This window comes from Streptomyces sp. JHA26 (assembly GCF_002005565.1).
Classification (GTDB): domain Bacteria; phylum Actinomycetota; class Actinomycetes; order Streptomycetales; family Streptomycetaceae; genus Streptomyces.
Window position 1 is genome coordinate 21898 of record NZ_BDJC01000014.1, and the last position, 19456, is coordinate 41353.

Annotated in this window: 21 protein-coding genes; 13 read left to right on the plus strand and 8 right to left on the minus strand. The window is 73.4% G+C overall.

Going from position 1 to position 19456, the window contains the following annotated elements; translation table 11 throughout:
• The first annotated feature begins 273 nt into the window (after positions 1-273).
• From JHAT_RS11405 to JHAT_RS11425, 5 genes are all read left to right on the plus strand, one after another.
• A complete protein-coding gene (locus tag JHAT_RS11405) occupies positions 274-477 on the plus strand; it encodes a cold-shock protein (protein WP_004929928.1) in 204 nt (67 codons plus the stop codon).
• Positions 478-803: 326 nt separating this feature from the next.
• Positions 804-2426, plus strand: a complete 1623-nt coding sequence (groL, locus tag JHAT_RS11410) for a chaperonin GroEL (RefSeq protein ID WP_077797985.1) — start codon at positions 804-806, stop codon at positions 2424-2426.
• Between the two features lie 235 nt (positions 2427-2661).
• Positions 2662-3792, plus strand: a complete 1131-nt coding sequence (locus tag JHAT_RS11415; protein WP_077798085.1) for an NADH:flavin oxidoreductase — start codon at positions 2662-2664, stop codon at positions 3790-3792.
• Between the two features lie 33 nt (positions 3793-3825).
• Positions 3826-5367 (plus strand): carboxylesterase/lipase family protein, encoded by a 1542-nt coding sequence (locus JHAT_RS11420; RefSeq protein ID WP_077797986.1) that lies wholly within the window; start codon positions 3826-3828, stop codon positions 5365-5367.
• A gap of 58 nt (positions 5368-5425) precedes the next feature.
• Complete coding sequence (locus tag JHAT_RS11425; protein ID WP_077797987.1) at positions 5426-5962, plus strand: hypothetical protein; 537 nt, start codon at positions 5426-5428, stop codon at positions 5960-5962.
• Between the two features lie 62 nt (positions 5963-6024).
• Here JHAT_RS11425 and JHAT_RS11430 read toward each other — a convergent pair whose 3' ends face one another.
• The 3 genes from JHAT_RS11430 to JHAT_RS11440 all read right to left on the minus strand — a co-directional run bounded on the left by JHAT_RS11430 (position 6025) and on the right by JHAT_RS11440 (position 8819).
• The gene (locus JHAT_RS11430) at positions 6025-6594 is read right to left on the minus strand and encodes a hypothetical protein (RefSeq protein WP_077797988.1); all 570 of its coding nucleotides are present in this window, start codon (positions 6592-6594) and stop codon (positions 6025-6027) included.
• 174 nt (positions 6595-6768) lie between these two features.
• Positions 6769-7704 (minus strand): N-acetylmuramic acid 6-phosphate etherase, encoded by a 936-nt coding sequence (gene murQ / locus JHAT_RS11435; RefSeq protein ID WP_077797989.1) that lies wholly within the window; start codon positions 7702-7704, stop codon positions 6769-6771.
• A 98-nt stretch (positions 7705-7802) separates the two neighbouring features.
• Positions 7803-8819 (minus strand): MurR/RpiR family transcriptional regulator, encoded by a 1017-nt coding sequence (locus JHAT_RS11440; RefSeq protein WP_077797990.1) that lies wholly within the window; start codon positions 8817-8819, stop codon positions 7803-7805.
• 55 nt (positions 8820-8874) lie between these two features.
• Between JHAT_RS11440 and JHAT_RS11445 the strand changes: the two genes are divergently transcribed.
• On the plus strand, positions 8875-9258 hold the full coding sequence (locus tag JHAT_RS11445) for a hypothetical protein (RefSeq protein ID WP_077797991.1): 384 nt from the start codon (positions 8875-8877) through the stop codon (positions 9256-9258).
• A gap of 10 nt (positions 9259-9268) precedes the next feature.
• Positions 9269-9550, plus strand: coding sequence for a DUF4031 domain-containing protein (locus JHAT_RS11450; RefSeq protein WP_077797992.1), 282 nt, complete (start codon positions 9269-9271; stop codon positions 9548-9550).
• On the opposite strand, the gene JHAT_RS11455 is transcribed toward JHAT_RS11450, so the two are convergent.
• Both JHAT_RS11455 and JHAT_RS11460 read right to left on the minus strand, forming a co-directional pair.
• The gene (locus JHAT_RS11455) at positions 9532-10620 is read right to left on the minus strand and encodes a GNAT family N-acetyltransferase (RefSeq protein ID WP_077797993.1); all 1089 of its coding nucleotides are present in this window, start codon (positions 10618-10620) and stop codon (positions 9532-9534) included. The two genes, JHAT_RS11450 and JHAT_RS11455, sit on opposite strands and share 19 nt — an antisense overlap.
• 10 nt (positions 10621-10630) lie before the next feature.
• Entirely contained in the window at positions 10631-11293 is a 663-nt protein-coding gene (locus JHAT_RS11460; protein WP_107481901.1) for a hypothetical protein, read from the minus strand.
• Between the two features lie 157 nt (positions 11294-11450).
• On the opposite strand from JHAT_RS11460, the gene JHAT_RS11465 reads away from it, so the two are divergent.
• From JHAT_RS11465 to JHAT_RS11480, 4 genes are all read left to right on the plus strand, one after another.
• Positions 11451-11963 (plus strand): Scr1 family TA system antitoxin-like transcriptional regulator, encoded by a 513-nt coding sequence (locus JHAT_RS11465; RefSeq protein ID WP_253195462.1) that lies wholly within the window; start codon positions 11451-11453, stop codon positions 11961-11963.
• The gene (locus JHAT_RS35945; RefSeq protein WP_375603560.1) at positions 11956-12288 is read left to right on the plus strand and encodes a hypothetical protein; all 333 of its coding nucleotides are present in this window, start codon (positions 11956-11958) and stop codon (positions 12286-12288) included. The genes JHAT_RS11465 and JHAT_RS35945 overlap by 8 nt, the downstream gene beginning before the upstream one ends.
• The gene (locus tag JHAT_RS11475; RefSeq protein ID WP_077797995.1) at positions 12285-12968 is read left to right on the plus strand and encodes a maleylpyruvate isomerase family mycothiol-dependent enzyme; all 684 of its coding nucleotides are present in this window, start codon (positions 12285-12287) and stop codon (positions 12966-12968) included. The genes JHAT_RS35945 and JHAT_RS11475 overlap by 4 nt, the downstream gene beginning before the upstream one ends.
• Positions 12969-13069: 101 nt before the next feature.
• Positions 13070-13759 (plus strand): copper homeostasis protein CutC, encoded by a 690-nt coding sequence (locus JHAT_RS11480; RefSeq protein ID WP_077797996.1) that lies wholly within the window; start codon positions 13070-13072, stop codon positions 13757-13759.
• 205 nt (positions 13760-13964) lie between these two features.
• Here the strand turns inward: JHAT_RS11480 and JHAT_RS11485 are convergent, their stop codons facing one another.
• On the minus strand, positions 13965-16025 hold the full coding sequence (locus JHAT_RS11485) for an AAA family ATPase (protein WP_077797997.1): 2061 nt from the start codon (positions 16023-16025) through the stop codon (positions 13965-13967).
• Between the two features lie 269 nt (positions 16026-16294).
• Complete coding sequence (locus JHAT_RS11490) at positions 16295-17182, minus strand: helix-turn-helix domain-containing protein (protein ID WP_077797998.1); 888 nt, start codon at positions 17180-17182, stop codon at positions 16295-16297.
• Between the two features lie 93 nt (positions 17183-17275).
• On the opposite strand from JHAT_RS11490, the gene JHAT_RS11495 reads away from it, so the two are divergent.
• Together JHAT_RS11495 and JHAT_RS11500 are read left to right on the plus strand one after the other, a co-directional pair.
• On the plus strand, positions 17276-18172 hold the full coding sequence (locus JHAT_RS11495) for an aldo/keto reductase family oxidoreductase (protein WP_077797999.1): 897 nt from the start codon (positions 17276-17278) through the stop codon (positions 18170-18172).
• A 116-nt stretch (positions 18173-18288) separates the two neighbouring features.
• Positions 18289-18474: a hypothetical protein gene (locus tag JHAT_RS11500; protein WP_077798000.1), complete on the plus strand. Its 186-nt coding sequence runs from the start codon at positions 18289-18291 to the stop codon at positions 18472-18474.
• Positions 18475-18559: 85 nt separating this feature from the next.
• Here JHAT_RS11500 and JHAT_RS11505 read toward each other — a convergent pair whose 3' ends face one another.
• Entirely contained in the window at positions 18560-19315 is a 756-nt protein-coding gene (locus tag JHAT_RS11505; RefSeq protein ID WP_077798086.1) for a helix-turn-helix domain-containing protein, read from the minus strand.
• Between the last annotated feature and the right edge of the window lie 141 nt (positions 19316-19456).

A 19456-nucleotide genomic window follows, 5' to 3' on the forward strand; every position in this document is an offset into this window, starting at 1 on the left:
ACAAGATGCAGCCAAAGTGTGGGTGAATTCTGCGGCTTTTGTGTGCTTTGTGTGGCCCGACTTGACCCGGGTCCAGGTGAATTCTCCCCATATTCCGGACCGCTCGCGTCCAGATTTCTCGTCCGATTGACCTGTTGCAGACGGCAGTTGGACAGATACATTCAGCCGCGGTCGACGCGTTCCGGCGCACGCCCCCACCCATCGGGGGGCGAGGTCTGACCCGGATCCGCGAAGTGCGGATCCGCGCAAGGGCCAGTAACAGGGGAGTTAGGCATGGCTCAGGGCACCGTCAAGTGGTTCAACGCGGAGAAGGGGTACGGCTTCATCGCGGTCGACGGTGGTGCGGATGTTTTCGTCCACTACAGCGCGATCCAGATGGACGGTTACCGCACCCTCGAAGAAGGCCAGCGGGTCGAGTTCGAGATCTCGCAGGGTCAGAAGGGCCCGCAGGCCGACATGGTTCGCCTCAGCGCCTGAGACGTGCGGCCGGCGCAAGCCAGCGGTCTTCTCCGAAGGGCCCGTACCCCCTGGGTACGGGCCCTTCGGCCTGCCCGGGCCCGGGGCGCGCAGCCGCCCGGACACCACCCCCCGACGGGCCCGCTTCACGGGCGCACCTTGCACTCGGACGGGTCGAGTGCTAATCATTGCGTTAGCACTCTGAAGGTGAGAGTGACAACGAAGGACCGGGTCGGTGAGGCCCGCGGGCCGGGTGGGGAAGGAACCCACGGGGCCGGCGAGCCGTCCGTCGCGGGCGCGGGCGCGGTCCGAAGGAATCACCCCCAGTCCTGGAGGGACCACTTCACATGGCCAAGATCATCGCGTTCGACGAGGAGGCGCGGCGCGGCCTCGAGCGCGGCATGAACCAGCTCGCGGACGCCGTCAAGGTGACGCTCGGCCCCAAGGGCCGCAACGTCGTCCTCGAGAAGAAGTGGGGCGCGCCCACGATCACCAACGACGGTGTCTCCATCGCCAAGGAGATCGAGCTCGAGGACCCGTACGAGAAGATCGGCGCCGAGCTGGTCAAGGAAGTCGCCAAGAAGACGGACGACGTCGCCGGTGACGGTACGACCACCGCGACCGTCCTCGCCCAGGCCCTGGTGCGCGAGGGTCTGCGCAACGTGGCCGCCGGTGCCAACCCGATGGCCCTGAAGCGCGGTATCGAGAAGGCCGTCGAGGCCGTCTCCGCCGCCCTGCTCGAGCAGGCCAAGGATGTCGAGACCAAGGAGCAGATCGCCTCCACGGCCTCCATCTCCGCCGCCGACACCCAGATCGGCGAGCTCATCGCCGAGGCCATGGACAAGGTGGGCAAGGAAGGCGTCATCACCGTCGAGGAGTCCCAGACCTTCGGTCTGGAGCTGGAGCTCACCGAGGGTATGCGCTTCGACAAGGGCTACATCTCGGCGTACTTCGCCACCGACATGGAGCGTATGGAGGCCGTCCTCGACGACCCGTACATCCTGATCGCCAACTCCAAGATCTCCAACGTCAAGGACCTGCTCCCGCTCCTGGAGAAGGTCATGCAGTCGGGCAAGCCGCTGCTGATCATCGCCGAGGACGTCGAGGGCGAGGCCCTGTCGACCCTGGTCGTCAACAAGATCCGCGGCACCTTCAAGTCCGTCGCCGTCAAGGCCCCGGGCTTCGGCGACCGCCGCAAGGCCATGCTCGGCGACATCGCCATCCTCACGGGCGGCGAGGTCATCTCCGAGGAGGTCGGCCTCAAGCTGGAGAACGCCACGCTCGACCTGCTGGGCAAGGCGCGCAAGGTCGTCATCACCAAGGACGAGACCACGATCGTGGACGGCGCCGGCTCCGCCGAGCAGGTCCAGGGCCGGGTCAACCAGATCCGCGCCGAGATCGAGAACAGCGACTCGGACTACGACCGCGAGAAGCTCCAGGAGCGTCTGGCGAAGCTGGCCGGTGGCGTGGCCGTCATCAAGGCCGGTGCCGCCACCGAGGTCGAGCTCAAGGAGCGCAAGCACCGCATCGAGGACGCCGTCCGCAACGCGAAGGCGGCCGTCGAGGAGGGCATCGTCGCCGGTGGTGGCGTGGCCCTGCTCCAGGCCTCCCAGGTCTTCGAGAAGCTGGAGCTGTCGGGTGACGAGGCGACCGGCGCCAACGCCGTGAAGCTCGCCCTGGAGGCCCCGCTGAAGCAGATCGCCGTCAACGGTGGTCTCGAGGGCGGCGTCGTCGTGGAGAAGGTCCGCAACCTCCAGGTCGGCCACGGCCTGAACGCCGCGACCGGCGAGTACGTCGACATGATCGCCGAGGGCATCATCGACCCGGCGAAGGTGACCCGTTCCGCGCTGCAGAACGCCGCCTCCATCGCCGCGCTGTTCCTCACCACCGAGGCCGTCATCGCCGACAAGCCGGAGAAGGCCGCCGCGGCCGCTCCGGGCGGCATGCCGGGCGGTGACATGGACTTCTGATCGACCGGTTCCGGTTGATCGACCGTCCTTCACGTACCGAGGGCGGCACTCCTGGCCACAGGCCGGGGGTGCCGCCCTCGGGCGCGTCGTGCCCCGTGGGACCGAGAGGCGCCGGGAGGTGTGAGCCGGGTCACGGATGGCGGGCGGCCGGAATGGCGGTGGTGGGCGCACCGGTTGCACGGGGCGTGCATGCATGCGCGTGCACATACTGATCGGTACCCCCGAGGAGCCCTCCATGACCGTCACCGCCTCCGAAGCCGCCTCGCGCGCCGCGCGGATCCTCGCCCGCCCGGCCGTCATCAACGGCCTGACCGTGCCGAACCGCATCGCGATGGCGCCGATGACCCGCATGTTCTCCCCGGGCGGCGTCCCCGGCGACGACGTGGTCTCGTACTACTCCCGTCGCGCCGCCGCCGGTGTCGGCCTGATCGTCACCGAGGGCACCTACGTCGGCCACGCCTCCGCCGGGCAGAGCGACCGCGTCCCGCGCTTCCACGGCGAGGAGCAGCTGGCCGGCTGGGCGAAGGTCGCCGAGGCCGTGCACGCGGCGGGCGGCACGATCGTGCCGCAGCTGTGGCACATCGGCATGGTCCGCAAGGCCGGGGAGCAGCCCTTCCCGGACGCCCCGGCCGTCGGCCCGTCCGGACTGCGCATCGGCGAGGACGAGCCCACCGGAAAGGCGATGACCCAGCGCGACCTGGACGACGTCATCGGCGCCTTCGCCGAGGCCGCCGCGGCCGCCGAGCGCATCGGCTTCGACGGCGTGGAGATCCACGGCGCCCACGGCTACCTCGTCGACCAGTTCCTGTGGTCCGGCACCAACCGCCGCACCGACGCCTACGGCGGCGACCCCGTCTCCCGGACCAGGTTCGCCGCCGAGATCGTGGCCGCCGTGCGGGAGACCGTCTCCGCGGACTTCCCCGTGATCTTCCGCTACTCCCAGTGGAAGCAGGAGGCCTACGACGCCCGCCTCGCCGAGACGCCCGAGGAGCTGGAGGCCATCCTCGCCCCGCTCGCCTCGGCCGGAGTCGACGCCTTCCACGCCTCCACCCGCCGCTACTGGCTCCCCGAGTTCGAGGACTCGGACCTCAACCTGGCCGGCTGGACCAAGAAGCTCACCGGCAAGACCGCCATCACCGTCGGCTCGGTCGGCCTCGACGGCGACTTCACCAAGGCCTTCCAGGGCGAGGGCGCCCCCGTCGGCAGCCTCGACAACCTCCTCGACCGCATGGAGCGCGACGAGTTCGACCTCGTCGCCGTCGGCCGCGCGCTGCTCCAGGACCCGCAGTGGGCCGAGAAGGTCCTCTCCGGCCGCTTCGACGCACTCGCCCCGTACGACGCGGCGTCGCTGAAGACCCTCAGCTGAGCGCGGTGCGCACCACGGCGTAGGGTCCGAAGGATGACGATCCCTGGACCCGCCGAGTCGGTGGAACCCGTGGTGCGCACCTCCTCCGGCGCGGTGCGCGGCCGGAGGGAGGGCGGCCTGGCCGTCTTCCGCGGCATCCCGTTCGCCCAGCCCCCGGTGGGGAACGCCCGGTTCGCCGCCCCGCGCCGCCCCCGCCCCTGGGACGGGGTGCGCGACGCGTACGCCTTCGGCCCGCCGCCCCCGCAGGACCCGGGCGCCGCGGGCACCGCCGGCCCCCCGGACGTCCCCGGGGGCGACGACTGGATGACGGTCAACGTCTGGACGCCCGACCCCGACCCGGCCGCCCACCGTCCGGTCATGGTCTGGATCCACGGCGGCTCCTACAAACTCGGCCACTCCGGCAACCCGGCCTACGACGCCCGCCGCATCGCCGCCGACGGCGACCTCGTCGTCGTCACCCTCAACTACCGCCTCGGCATGGAGGGCTTCGCCCACATCGAGGGCGCCCCCGCCAACCGGGGCCTGCTCGACCAGGTGGCCGCGCTGGTCTGGGTCCAGGAGAACATCGCCGCGTTCGGCGGCGACCCCGAGCAGGTCACCGTCTTCGGCGAGTCGGCCGGCGCCGGGTCCGTGGCCTCGCTGCTGGCGATGCCCCGCGCGGCCGGGCTCTTCCGGCGGGCCGTCGCCCAGAGCGTGCCGGGCACGTTCCTCTCCGCCGAGCTCGCCGCCGACCTCGGTACCGCCCTCGCCGCCGAGGTGGGCCTGCGCCCGACCGTCGCCGACCTCTCGGGCCTCGCCCCGGACCGGCTCGTCGAGGCCGGGCAGGCCCTCGCCCCGAAGATGCCGGGCGACGTCGCCCGTTGGGGCCGGCTGGCGCCCACGGGCAACCCGTTCGCGCCCGTCGTGGACGGCGAGATCCTGCCGGTCGCGCCCTGGCAGGCGCTGGCGTCCGGCGCGGCCCGCGACGTCGAGCTGCTCGTCGGCCACAACCGGGACGAGAACCGCCTGTTCACGTTGATGGCGGGCGAGCTCGGCGAGATCGGCGAGGACCGCGCGAGCGCCGCCCTGCGCCTGTACGCCCCGGGCGGCGAGGCGGCCTACCGCGCCGCGTTCCCGGACGCGTCGGCCAACGACCTCTACGAACGCGTCCAGACCGACTGGCTGTTCGCGATGCCGTCCCTCCACCTGGCCGAGGCCCACCTCGCGGCCGGCGGCCGGGCCCACGTCTACGAACTGACCTGGCCCGCCCCGGCCCACGGCGGCGCCCTGGGCGCCTGTCACGTCCTGGACGTCCCCCTCCTCTTCGGCACCTTCCGGGCGGGCCTGGCGCTGCTCCAGTTCGGCGGCGCGGAGCCGTCCGAGGAGGCGCTGGCCCTGTCGTCCGGCTTCCGCACCGCCTGGACGGCGTTCGCCCGCACCGGCGACCCCGGCTGGCCCGCGTACGACACGCGGCAGCGCCTGGTACGGGTCTTCGACGCCGACCCGACCGTCGCGCCGTACCCGGAGGAGGCCTCCCGGCGCCTGTGGGAGGGGCACGAGTTCACGGCGCTGCCCCCGGTGGGCCGGGAGGTGTGAGCCGCAGGGCGAACCAGGAGGGCGTACGGCCCCGGGGAGCAGGTGCTTCAATGACCGCATGGGGGAGGACCGTATGTCTCTGGGACCGCTGGAACTGACCGACGGCCGATGGGGAGTCGGGGACGCCACACGGTCTGACACCCACTGGGTGGAGTTCCGCCCGGACGGGCTCTACCAGCACGGGCCGGACTCCGAGGGGTACCTGGTGCCGTGGTCCAGGGTCATGGACGGCATCCGGATCACCTGGGGCAAGCACTCCTGGAGCACGAACAGCAGAGGCATGTACACGTTCAAGGGGAGGGTCGCCACGCGCGGCGGCGGCTGGTTGCACATGACGCTGCGCCACCCCTACGAGGACCACCAGCTGCGCTTCGATCAGCACACGCGCTCGTACCGGGCGGTCGACGCGCTCCGGCTGGAGTCCCTGTTGCGGCTGCTCGTCACCGAGGGGAAGCTCCCCCTCCTCGGCGACGTGGAGCGGGTGCGTCGTGCCGCGGCGTACCTGGCCGACGGGAAGAACCGCTGGATCACCGGCCGTTCACTGCGGCAGGCGGCGGCGGAGGCCCTGGCGGCAGCCGGCCCCGACGGCCCCTGACAGCCGCCGTCGCCGCGGCGGCGACGGGAGCCGCCCGGCGCCGGCCGTCCCGCCGCACCACGTCACAGGCCGCCCATCGGCTCGATGTCCACCCGCACCGGCGTCCCCCACACCCGCAGCACCTCGTAGTCCGTGAACTCGTGCACCAGCCGGTACGCCATGGCCGCGCGCGGGGCGCGCAGCTGGGCGGCGATGTACAGCTCGGCCTCGCGGCGGTCGCGGCGCGGGGTGCCGCACAGCTGCCACGCCTGGCCGTTCCACAGTTCCGGCAGCCAGCGCTGCTGGGGTTGCGGGCGGTCGCCGCGCACCCCGTAGCGGGACGGGGCCGGATCGGCGGGCCGGGCCGGCAGGGGGCCGCCGCCGTACTCGGCGCGGCGGGCGGCGCGGCGGCGGGTCTCGCACAGCAGGCACAGGTCGGGGGCGGCCTCGTCGACCGGTCCGTTGGGGTGCTCGGGGCAGCGGGTGCTGGGGGCCGTCGTGGTGACGCTCTCCTCCAGTCGGTCCAGCGCGCGCTTCAGGTCGGCGCGGATCTCGTGCAGCTTGGCGTCCGGCGTGTCGGAGGTCAGGGCCTCGCCGTGCTCACCGAGGAGACGCAGGGCGCGGCCCAGGGCGGTCAGCTGGGCGTGGTTCATGCTCCTCAGGGTCGCACACGGTGCCGACGGGACCGCCCGCCGTCGCCCCGCGCGGCACCGGGCGCCGCGGACGGGCCGGCACAGGAACCGCCCGCGGGGCCGTCGGCCGGGAGGAGGGCGACGGCCGTGGCGCGGGGGCCCGGCGGGGGCGTCGTGCGTCCGCCGGGGGCGCGGTCAGCCCGTCGCCGCCGCCAGCGCGGCGCGCAGATGACCGTCGGAGCCCTCCAGGAGGCGGGCGGCCGTCGGGCCGTCGACGTCGGCCAGCAGGGTCAGGATGGCGGGCTTGACCTCGCCGTCGGTGGCGGCCAGGGCGCGTTCGACCTCCTCGTCCCCGGCGCCGGTGGCGAGCGCGACGATACGGCGGGAGCGGGCGCGCAGCTTCTCGTTGGAGGCGCGGACGTCGACCATCAGGTTCCCGTACGTCTTGCCGAGCCGGATCATCGTGATCGTCGACAGCATGTTCAGGACCAGCTTCTGCGCCGTGCCGGCCTTCAGCCGCGTGGAGCCGGTGATCAGCTCGGGGCCGGTGACGACCTCGATGCCGTGCTCGGCGGCGGCCGCCAGCGCACTGCCCGCGTTGCAGGACAGGCCGACGGTCAGCGCGCCGAGCGCGCGGGCGTGCTCGACGGCGCCGACGGCGTACGGGGTGCGGCCGGAGGCGGACACGCCGACCACCGTGTCGTCGGCGGTCAGGGCGAGGGCGTCCAGGTCGGCGCGGGCCAGCTCGGCGGAGTCCTCGGCGCCCTCGACGGAGGTGACCATGGCCTCCGGGCCGCCCGCGATCAGGCCGACGACCTGTCCGGGCCCGGTGTTGAAGGTGGGCGGGCACTCCGAGGCGTCCAGCACGCCGAGCCGGCCGGCCGTGCCGGCGCCCGCGTAGACCAGCCGGCCGCCGCGGCTCATCCGGGCGGCGACGGCGTCGACGGCGGCGGCGATCTCGGGCAGCCGGGCGGCGACGGCGGCGGGCACGGCGGTGTCCTCGCCGTTCATCAGCCGTGCGATGTCGAGGGTGGACATCCGGTCGATCTCGGCCAGCTCGGGCCGGAACGCCTCGGTGGCGAGGGTCTCCAACTGGGAGCGCAGGTCGGGGTGGTGGGGGGTGGAAGTCATGAAGATGCGGCCCTTTTCAACATCCGGTGTCTGTACATACCTAGGGGCGCGGGGAACTGCGCGATCAACCACAACGGACCCGCAGTCGCCCACGGCGATTACCTGCCGCGATCCGCGCGGAGCGCCCCGTGCCGGTGGGCCAACGCCTCGTAGGACGCCGCCAGAGCCGGCGCGGCCGACTCGTACGTCCGCTGCGCCACACCCACGAACAGGCAGTCCACCACCAGCAGTTGACTGGTCCGCGACGACATCGCCGCCGGCCGCAGCTCGCTCTCCCGCGCCGTGGACGTGGTCAGCACGTGGTCGGCGTACTGCGTGACGGGGCTGTCGGGGCGGCCGGTGACCGCGATGGTCGTCGCCCCGTGTTCGAAGGCGACCCGCAGCGGCTCGATGACGTCCCAGGTCGACCCGGAGTGGGTGATGGCGAGGGCGACGTCCCCGGCGCGCAGCTGCACCGCGTTGGTGACGGCGAGGTGCGGATCGCTCGGCGCGTGGGCTATCAGCCCTATGCGCAGGAGCTTCTGGGTGAGGTCCTGGGCGACCAGCCCGGAGGCGCCGATGCCGTACACGTCGGTGCGGCCGGCGGCGGCGAGGGCGGCGACGGCCGCACCGAGCTGGACGGTGTCCAGTCCCGCGGCGGTGTCGGCGAGGGTCTGCTGCTCGTCGTAGGCCAGCTTGGCGACCACGTCGGCGATCGGGTCGTCGACCGCGATGTCGGTCGTGATGGCGGGTGCGCGCCCCGACTGCTGCTGCGCGGCGAGCCCGGCCAGCGCGAGGCGCAGATCGCGGTAGCCGGGGTAGCCGAGCAGGCGGGCGGTGCGTACGACGGTGGCCTCGCTGGTGCCGGTGAGCTCGGCGAGGCCGGTGACCGTGAGGGCCGCGCAGCCGGCCGGGTCGCCCGCGACGGCCTCGGCGACCCGCTGCATGGAGCGGGTCATCGACGGCGCCAGCGTGCGCACCTTGGCCGCGAGGGCGGCGGGCGCGGGCGGCGCGCTCCCGCCACCGGTGGCACGGCGGCCACCGGACGCGCCCGAGGCGCTCGCGACACCCGAGGTACTCGTGACACTCGAGGTGCTCGAGGTGCTCGCGAAAGTTTCCTTCACGTCATCGGTCACGTATGAAAGATATTTTCGTTTCGGTCCGCGGGTCAAGAGTGCGCACAATGGGTGCATGGACCCCATCAGCCCCCTGGAGCAGGCCCTGCACGCCGCACGCGCCCTCGTGCTCGCCGACCTGGTGGCGGGCCAGGTGGCGGAGGCGGACGTCGTGTCGCTCGTCGAGGAGTCCGTCGTGCAGCGGCGCTGGTGGGTCGAGCAGTGGCCCGAGGGCGCGGAGTTCGTGGCCGGACTGGTCGCGCAGGACGTCCAGGACGCCCTGCTGGAGCGGTACGGCCGCTGGCCGCTGTGCCCGGTGTGCGGCTCCGGCGACCCGCACGCGCTGGACGTCGAACCGGAACTCGGCCCGGACCCGCACTGGGTGTGCGGCAAGGCCGGGGTGAAGGTCGCGCCGGTCGGCTCGCTGGACGCCGCCACGGGCGGCATGCAGTCGTCGTGAGGGCGCCCCGGTGACCGTCTACATCGACCCGCCGACCTGGCCGGGCCACGGCCGCCTGTGGTCGCACCTCGTCAGCGACGTCTCCTACGCCGAACTGCACGCGTTCGCCGAGGCCCTGGGCGTGCCGCGCCGCGCCTTCGAACGCGACCACTACGACCTCCCCGCCCACCGGTACGCCGACGCCGTGTCCGCCGGCGCCCTGGAGGTCAGCAGCCGCGAGGTGGTGCGACTGCTGCACGGGGCGGGGCTGCGGCGGCGCAAGGGCGGCGACCGTCAGCGGCGCAGCTCGTAGGCGAACTGCCCGGCGTCCTCCTCGTCGGCCCGGGTGAAACCGGCACGCGTGATGACGGCCTGGGACGCGGTGTTGCCCGGATCGGTCGTCGCGAAGACGCTCGTCACCTCCTCGCGGTCCAGCGCCCACGCCGACAGGGCGCGCAGGGCCTCGGTGGCGTAGCCGTGGCCCCGGGCGGCCTCGACGAGGTCGTAACCGATCTCCACCCGGCCGTTCTCGTCGGGCGCGCCGTGGAACCCCATGCCGCCGACGGCCCGTCCGTCCTCCGTGCGCACGAGCGTGAACATGCCCCACTGCGGCCGGTGCACGCCCGCCTCGTACGCCTTCAGCAGCATCCCGGCGGCGTCCTTCGTGCCCTGGTACGGCCCGCCGTCGACCCATGCGAAGCCGCCGTCGCCGCCCACGGCCAGGTCGGCGGCGGCCGCCGGCGTGACGCCCTGGAGGGTGAGGCGTTCGGCGGGGATCACGAGGGTGTTGTTCCAGCGCCACTCGGCGAGCGGGGCGCGTCCTGGCAACTCGCCGCGGCCGGTGGCCCACAGCAGGGTGCGCCAGGGGTCGGCGCCGGGCTGGACGTGCGGGAAGATCCGGGTCAGCACGTCCTCGCACAGCCCGGCGGACGGCTCGTACGCCAGGCCCAGGCCCTCGGCGATGTCGTGCGTGTGCACCAGCACCTCGGTGACCCCCATCGCGGCGAAGCCCTCGCGGTCCGCGCTGCGGAAGGGGTACGGGTGGAAGGCGCGGACCTCGCGCGGGGTGGTGCGGACGGCGGCGGCGAGCAGGGCGCCGGTCGTCTCGATCACGTGGAGGACGCCCTCGTTGTCGGCGGGGTCCAAGCCGTCGTCGCTGCCGTCGAAGGTGATCTCGAAGGGGACGTAGGCGTCGGTGGCCCGCCCGGCGAGCTGGCCCGCGTAGGCGATCAGGTCGCCCGCGACGTGCTCCGCCGTCTCCCGGCAGCTCCACTCCAGCCGCCCGGCCCGGGGCTCCGCCCAGTCCCGGTCCGTCACCGTCCGCAGCAGCGCCACCGCGCCCGCCACGGCCTCTTCCACTTGGTCCCCGCCCATGGTTCGCATGCCGGGCAGGTTACGGCGCCGGGCTCTCCCCGGGCGAGAGCATTTCCAGCTCGGCACCCAGGTTGTACCGGGCCGTCGCCTCCCACTCCCGCTGCCCGTACGGGGTGCGGAACAGCCGCGGGAGGCCCAGCAGTTGACGGAGCACCGCGGAACGGCCCTCGCGGAAGGCGTCGTTCGGCACGAAGTGGTACTCCTCGCGGACGGCGGCCGTGTAGGCGGCGTACGCCGACGGGGGCGAGGCGAGGACCGCCAGGTCGGCGTCGCACAGCACCTGGCCGTCCCGGTCGTCGTCGGCGGGGTCGTGGGAGACGGTGAGCCGCACCAGCCGGGCCACCTCGGCGGCCTTGTCCGCGGGCACCCCGGCCTCGGGCAGCGCGCGCTCGGCCAGCCGTGCCGACCGCTCCTCGTTCTCGGACCGCTCGGGCAGGTACACGGCGTCGTGGAACCAGGCGGCCAGCCGTACGACGTCCGGGTCGTCCGCGTACCGCTCCAGCTCGTCGACGCGGTCGAGGACCGCGGTGAGGTGGGCGAGCGTGTGGTAGCGGCGGTGGGGCTCCCGCCAGCGGGCCAGCAGGTTGTCGGCGTACGGCACCGGGTCCGGCCCGGTGCCGGGGCCCCGGGCTCCGTCCAGGGCGCGGACGAAGCGGGCGCGGAGGGCGTCGAGATCGGCCATGCCCTCATTCTCCCCGGCGCGCTCGATGGGGGGAGTTTCGGTCGTCATGAGGGCGAGCCTTGTGTGGTGTACGTACGGTGACCAGCAACCGCGCCCTTACACAGTGTGGCTGTAAGGGCGCCGAATGTGTCTGTAAGGGCAGGAACAGGGGTGGCCCATGGTGCAGGTTCCGGAACAGGCGGTTGCGGCGCGCGGTCAGGATCCTGCCGATGAGCTTCTGCGGTGCTTCGGCAGGCAGATCAAGCTCTTTCGGGAGCGTGCCGGTCTCACCCAGGCCGCCCTCGGTCCGCTCCTCGGGTACAGCGAGGCGCAGATTGCCGCGATCGAGCAGGGTCGGCGTATCGCCAGGCCGGACACCATCGAGAAACTGGACACGCTGCTTGAGGCGGACGGGGTTCTCCTCGCGATGAAGCGAGCGGTCGCCCTGACGCGGTACCCGGCCTTCTTCCGGGATGCTGCGCGGATCGAGGAGACCGCAGTCGAGTTCCATCAGTACGCGCCGTTGATCGTGCCAGGCATGCTTCAGACCGAGGCCTACGCCAGGACGATGTTCACGGTGTGGCGTCCACGCCGGAACGAGGCGGAGGCTGCACCAGGTCCTGGGGCCGCTCCTTCGGGAGCGGCCCGAGTGTTTCCGGGAGGGATCGTCGCACCTGTGCTACATCGATGAGGCGGGCAACGGCCAGACGCTCGACCCCGCCGGACCGGACGCCCCGCCGGTCCTCGTCGTCGGTGGCTTCACCGTTCACGACTCTCACATCAAGCAGCTCACCTGGGACTTTCTCAACATCAAGAAGACGTACCGGCCGCAGTTGCGCCGTGCCCTGCACCTCTCCGAAGTGATCACACGGAGATCAAGGGTTCCGACGTCCGCAAGGACGTCCGTGTCGGGAACCGGGACCAGCGTCGGGCGGCGATGCTCCTCGTCGACTCGATGGTCGACCGTGCATAGTCCGACCGGCGAAGCGAGTCCGGCCCTAGCGTGGAGCCCATGACCACTCCTGCCGATGTGCACGACGTACGCGACCCCGAGCTGCCCGGGCGGCTGCTGGCCGTCGAACGGGACGAACTGGTGCCGCTGCTGCGGTCCCGGGCGGACGGCGACTTCGCGCTGCCCGTGGTGGCGTGTCCGGGCTGGACCGTGCGGGACGTGCTGGCGCACTGCTCCTCCGCGTTGATGCGGGTGGTGGAGCGGCGCTTCGAGAAGGGCGTCTTCTCGCCCGCGTCCAACGCCCGGGACATCGCCGAGCGCGCCGACTGGCCGAACGCCCGCATCGTCGACGAGCTGGAACGCGGCATGACCGAGGCCGGGCCCGTGATCGGCCGCGCCGGCGGGGTCCTGGACCGGGTCGCGCTGGGCGAGTGGGTGCACGCCGGCGACGTGCGGGTCGCCTTCGGCGAGCCGGGGGCCTACGCGGGGCGCGGGCTGCCGGACGCGCTCGCGCTGCTGACCACCGTCACGCGGGACCTCGGACACGTCCCCCTGCACGCCGACCTCGACGACGTGGACGAACCGCTGAAGCTGGGGGAGGCGAGCGGTGAGCGCACGCCGGGGCGGTTCATCGGTGACGCGGCGACGCTGGTGCGGCTGTACGCGGGGCGGCCGGTGGACGACGGGGCCCGGTACGAGCTGGCCGGGGTCGAGGCGGCGGAGCTGAACATCTTCGGGGGCTGATCGCAGGGCGGGGGCGTCTCGCGGCGGTGACGGGCGTAGGCTTGGATTGGACTAGACCTGTAGTGGTCCGAGAAGCCCGACGAGCCGACGAATGGGGCCCCATGAGCAAGCGTGCAGTCCTGGAGGTGATCGCCCTCGACGTCGAGGACGCGGTCGCCGCCCAGGCCGGAGGCGCGGATCGCCTCGAACTGGTCACCGACATGGCGGCCGACGGACTCACCCCGTCGGTCCCGACCGTCGCCGCGATCCGCGCCGCCGTCGACATCGACGTACGGGTGATGCTGCGGCTCGCGGACGGGTTCGCCGCCGGGGACGTCGAGCGGCTGGTGGACGTCGCCGGGGAGATGCGGGGGGTCGGCGCGGACCAGTTCGTGCTCGGGTTCCTCGACGCGGACGGGGACGTGGACCTGGCGGCCGTGGAGCGGGTCGCCGGGGCGCTGGAGGGGTGCCGGTGGACGTTCCACCGCGCCATCGACCGGGCCGCGGACCGTGGCGCGGTGCGCAAGCGGCTCGCCGACTTCCCCGGCCTGGACACGTACCTGACCGCCGGGGCGGCCGGGGGCGTGGACGAGGGCCTGGGCGTGCTGCTCGCCGAGGCGCGGCGGCGGGGCGAACCGGGGTACGAGCAGCAGCTGCTGGTCGGCGGCGGCCTGCGGCTGGAGCACGTGCCGGGACTGCTGGACGCGGGGATCGACGGTTTCCACATCGGCGGCGCCGCACGGCCCGCCGGGTGGGACGGGCCGGTGTCGGCGGAGGCGGTCGCGGAGTGGCGGCGGATGCTGAGCGCGTAGTGGCCCCGCCGGGCGGCCGCGTGGCGGCGTAGCCGGGGGCCGGCGGTGCTCGCGGGTGCCCCGCGCCGGTGCCGGCCTGGGGTGGGGTGCGTGGCTTGGCGCTGCGGGGTGCCTCTCCCGGAGGGGGTACCCCCAGCGCCCCCCTGTGCCACCCCGGGGTACCTCCCGGGCCGTTCGGGTACGGGGGGAGGCACGCTGCCCGCAGCTACGCCGGCACGGGTGCCTGCAGCTGGGGTGGTAGTGCCGTCGCGTGCGTCACGAGCAGGCCCGAGACCGCTCGGGTCAGGCAGACGTACAGGCGGCGCAGGCCCGTCCGCTCGTCGGGCTCGCCGTCGACCACGGCCTGCGGCTCGTCCAGGACGACGTAGTCGTACTCCAGGCCCTTGGCCAGCGAGGCCGGGACCAGGGTGAGACGGGTGGCCCGCGTCGTCTCCTCGCCCGGGCCGACGAAGCCGATCCCCGCCGCCCCCAGGGCCTCCGCCAGCTCCGGCACCCGCGCGTCCGCGGCGATCAGGCCGACCGAGCCCTCCCGGTCCAGCAGCTCGCGGCAGGCCGCCACCGCGTCGGCCGTGCCGTCCGCGGCCGGGCGGATCTCGAAGAAGCCCGGGTTCTCGCGGATCGACGCCACCGGCGTCAGACCGGGCGCGATGTGCGGCAGCAGCCGGGAGGCGTACGAGATGACGTCCGTCGGCACGCGGAAACCGGCCGTCAGCTCCTCGATCACCGCCTCGCCCTTGCCCAGGTGGGCCAGCGCCTCCTCCCAGCTGCGCGTCGCCCAGGGCGTGGTGCCCTGCGCCAGGTCGCCGAGGACGGTCGCCGAGCCGGTGGTGCAGCGCCGGCCCACCGCCCGGTACTGCATGGGGGAGAGGTCCTGCGCCTCGTCGAGGACCACGTGTCCCAGGGAGTGGGTGCGCTCGATCAGGTCGGTCGCCTCGTCGACCAGCACGGCGTCGGCGGGCGACCACCTGGCGGACTTCACCGAGCGGGCCGGCCTCGCCCACAGGATCGCCTTCCGCTCGTCCTCGGTGAGGACGCCCTCGGAGTGCTCGGCGAGGAAGTCCGCGTCCGTGAGGAGACGCAGGACGAGCCTGGCCGGATCCACCTGCGGCCAGATCGCCTTCACCGCCGCCTTCACCGCGGCGTTGCGCGCCACCGCGTTCTGCACCCGGTCGTCCGGTGCCTCGCCCGCCCGTTCCATCTGCACCAGCACCGCGTGCGCGATCCGCTGCGGGAGGGCCTCGCGGGCGGCGCCGTAGCGGATGTCGCGGTCGAGCAGCTCGCGGACGATCTCCTCCAGCTCGTACACCGCCACCCGCCAGCGGCGCGAGCCGCGCACGACCACGATCCCCTCGGTGGGCGGCGTGACGTGCGCGTACAGGGCCCTGCGCAGCACCTCCGCCATCCGCGCGTCGCCCTTGATCACCGCCGCCGCGGCGTCGTCCGCGCCGCGCACCTCGACGTGCGCGACCAGGTCGTCGACGGTGGCCTGCCGGACCGTCAGCTCGCCGAGTGCGGGCAGCACCTGCTCGATGTAGTGCAGGAAGGACCTGTTCGGCCCGATGACGAGGGTGCCGGTGCGGGCGAGCCGCTCGCGGTGGGCGTACAGGAGGTAGGCGACCCGGTGCAGGCCGACGGCGGTCTTGCCGGTGCCGGGGCCGCCCTGCACGCAGACCGATCCGGCGAGTCCGGCGCGCACGATCTCGTCCTGTTCGGGCTGGATCGTCGCCACGATGTCGCGCATCGGGCCGACGCGGGGCCGCTCGATCTCCTGCTGGAGCAGCTTGCTGGTGGCCTCGGCCTCGGCCGGGTCCGACAGGTGCTCGTCCTCGTACGCCGTGAGGTCCCCGCCGGTGTACCCGAAGCGGCGGCGCAGCCCGACGTCCATCGGGTCCTTCTTCGACGCCCGGTAGAACGGCTGCGACACCGGCGCACGCCAGTCGATCACCATCGGGTCGCCGTCCGCGTCGTGCACGTGCCGGCGCCCGATGTAGAACCGTTCGCCCTCCGCTCCCTCCGCGTCCTCCGCCCCCGGGGCGTGCAGGTAGTCGAGGCGGCCGAAGAACAGCGGGGTGTCGCTGAGGTCGGCCAGCGCCTTGATGCGCTCCTCGATCTGGTTCTCCAGGACGGCGGCGTTGACCCAGTTCGCGGTGACGTCGGTGATGTCGAGGGACTCGACGTCCTCCCGCATGCCGCGCAGCGCGGCACGGGACGCGGCGAGGTGGGCGCGCTCGCGGGACAGGGGGTCGTCGTGGACGGGCGTGGACAAGAGCGTGCCTCCGGATGACCTGCGGTTCGGTGGGCGCGGGCTGCGCGGTGGGCCGGCCGGTTTCCGTCCGGACGGCGGCGCTCCGTGAGGGGAGGCGGGCAAGAGCGGAGATTCTAGGGCGCGGGGCCGGTGCGGGCCAAACGGTTTTGCGCGCCGGGCGGGACGGCGGACGGAACACCGGGCGGGACGCCGGACGGAGCGCCAGGTAGGACGCCGGACGGAGCACCGGGCGGGACGGCGGGGCCGGCACGCCCCCGTGGCCGCCCCGGTCAGCTCGTACGCGCCGACCCGTCCGTTTCCCGTACGCCGGGCACGCCGACCGGCCGCCGCCCCGGACCCGTGGTCAGCGAGGCGAGCAGGGCGAGCCGCTCGGCGTCCTCGGTCCCCGGCGCGGCGTGGTAGAGCGCGAGCGTCATCCCGTCGGCGCCGTCGACGTCCAGTTTCGACATGGTGAGGTTCAGCCGGCCGACCTGCGGATGGTTCATCCCGATCGTCCCGTTGCCCGGCGGCCGCACGTCGTGGCGTGCCCACACCCGTCGGAACTCCTCGCTGGCCAGGGACAGTTCGCCGACGAGCTGGACGACCCGCGGGTCGTCGACGTCCGACCCGAGCCGTCGGCGGAACGCGGCGACGCACCGGGCCGCCGTGTGCGTCCAGTCCGTGTGCAGCGCCTGCTCGGAGGGGTCGAGGAAGAACGACCGGAGCCGGTTCTCCCCCACCCGTGCGCTCGGGACCAGCGCGGTGGCGAGCGCGTTGGCCGCGATCACGTCGAGGGTCCGGTCCGTCACGAAGGCCGGCAGCCCGATCGCCCCGAGCAGCTGTGCGGTGGCCGGCGGAACGGTCCGTCGCCGGGGCCGGCGGCGGGTGCGGGGGCGTGGCGCGGCGAGCTGGTGGAGGTAGCCCGTGGCGGTGTCGTCGAGCCGGAACACCCGGGCCAGCGCGTCGAGGACCTGCGCCGACGGGTTGCGGTCGCGGCCCTGCTCGAGCCGCAGGTAGTAGTCGGAGCTGATCCCGGCGAGCATGGCCACCTCCTCACGGCGCAGCCCCGGCACCCGGCGCATCCCGTGCACCGGCAGGCCGATGTCCTCGGGCGTCACCAGCTCCCGGCGCGCCCGGAGGTAGTCACCGAGCAGGTTCTCCTCAGGCATGTCCTTCATGCTAGGCGCGCGGTGCCGCCCGTCCCTGTCCCTGTCACTCCCAGGATCGGCAGGAACCTGGGCGGGCCGGCCGGGGGCGTGGACGGTGGGGGCATGAGCACTCCGACCACATCCACCCCCTCCCTCCCCGGCGGCACCTGGACGATGGGCGACCTGACCGTCACCCGGTTCGGCTACGGGGCCATGCAGCTGACCGGCCCCGGCGTGATGGGGCCGCCGGCCGACCACGACGGCGCGCTCGCGGTGCTGCGCGAGGCCGTACGCCTCGGCATCACCCACATCGACACCGCCGACGCCTACGGGCCGCACGTCACCAACCGGCTGATCCGCGAGGCGCTGCACCCCTACCCCGACTCGCTGCACCTCGTGACCAAGGTCGGCGCGGTCCGCGACGCGCAGGGCGGCTGGCCCCCGGCCCGTGAGCCGGACGATCTGCGCCGGGCCGTCCACAGCAACCTCGAAGCCCTCGGCGTCGAGACGCTGGACCTCGTCAACCTCCGCCTCGGCGACGCCACGGGCCCGCGGCCCGGCTCGCTCGCCGAGGCCTACGGGACCCTCGTCGACCTCCAGCGGCAGGGCCTGATCCGCCACCTCGGCCTGAGCAACGCCACCGCCGACCAGATCGCCGAGGCGCGGACCATCGCCCCGTTCGTCTGCGTGCAGAACCTCTACAACCTCGCCCACCGCCAGGACGACGACCTCGTCGACCGGCTCGCCGAGCAGGGCGTCGCCTACGTGCCGTTCTTCCCGCTGGGCGGCTTCAGCCCCCTGCAGTCCTCGGTGCTCTCGGCCGTGGCCGCCCGGCTCGGCGCCCGCCCGATGTCGGTCGCCCTGGCCTGGCTGCTGCACCGGTCGCCCAACATCCTGCTCATCCCCGGGACCTCGTCGGTGGCGCACCTGCGGGAGAACATCACCGGCGCGGGCCTGGCCCTGTCCGAGGAGGACCTCGCCGAGCTGGACACGATCGGCCGCCGACCCGCCGTCCCCTAGGGGATGCCCCGTCCCGCCCGAGGGGGACGGGTCGCCCCGGAGGCGTACGCGGAGGGCCCGCGGGCCGGTCCCTCCGGCCGATGCCCGTGCCGGGGGCGGAGGGCAACCATGGAGGCATGAGCGCAGCGACCCTCCACCCCACCACACCGCCGTTGCGGCCGACCGGCGCGACCTCGCTCCGGAGCGGTCACCCGCACCGCCTCGGCGACGCCCTGCGCGCCGCGAGGGTGTTCCTCGGCGCCGCCTTCGACGTGGTGATCCTCGGTGAGTACGGCGAGGAGGCGGGCGTCCGCCGCAGGTAGGCGGCGCCCCCTTCGACCGGCCCGGGCCGGACCGGGCCGGACCGGGCCGGCCCGCGCGGCGGCCGTCGCGCCCGTGGCCGGCCGGCTACCCGTGATCCGGGCGCGGCCCGGTGGTGCCGTCCGAGGCTCCTTCGGGTTTCGTGTGGAGGACCTCGCGGGCCTGCTCGGCGGCGCGGGTGATCGCCTCCGAGATGAAGTCGAGGTAGCGGGCGATGTTCTCCAGGCGTGTGGCGGCCGGCGTGCCGCGTCCCATGACGCCGACGCCCTGCCGTGAGGTCTCGGCGACCTGGGCGGTGGACCGGGCGCTGGCCACCATCGACTGGTGCCAGATGTCGTCGTCGACGACGTAGCGCTCACGGCGGCCTTCTTCGCGTTCCCGGCGGACGAGCCCCTGGTCCTCCAGGAACGTGACCGCCTTGGAGATGGACGCCGGGGAGACCTCGAGGCGCCGGGCGAGTTCGGCGGCGGTGAGGCTGCCGCTGTCGGTGAGGGTCAGGCAGGCCATGACCCTGGCCATCATCTTGGGCGTGCCCGACGCTATGAAGACGGTGGTGAGCGTCTCCTCGTACGCGCGCACGGCCTCCGCGTCGCGTCCGTGCTCCTCCTGGAGCGCCTTCGGTCCCCGGGGTGCGGTCTGTCTGCGCCGGTGGGCGCGGTGCTCGGTGGCGCGGTGGGCCAGGTCCGCGCGGTAGGAGGTGGGGCCGCCGTTGCGCATCACCTCGCGCGTGATCGTCGAGGTGGGACGGTCCAGACGCCGGGCGATCTCCGCGTAGGCGAGCCCGTCGGCCAGTCCCGTCGCGATCTGCTGGCGTTCCTGCTGGGTGAGCCTGCCTCCTGGCAACGCGGCCTCCTTCGTGGTCCGTGGTGGCTCCAGCATAGCGTTCACTCTCAATTCATTGCAACGGAACGGGTTCTTCTGTTGCGTTAGATTTCAATCCGTTGCAACGATATTGCAGCTCTGAGCTGTGTAAACAATCTTCTT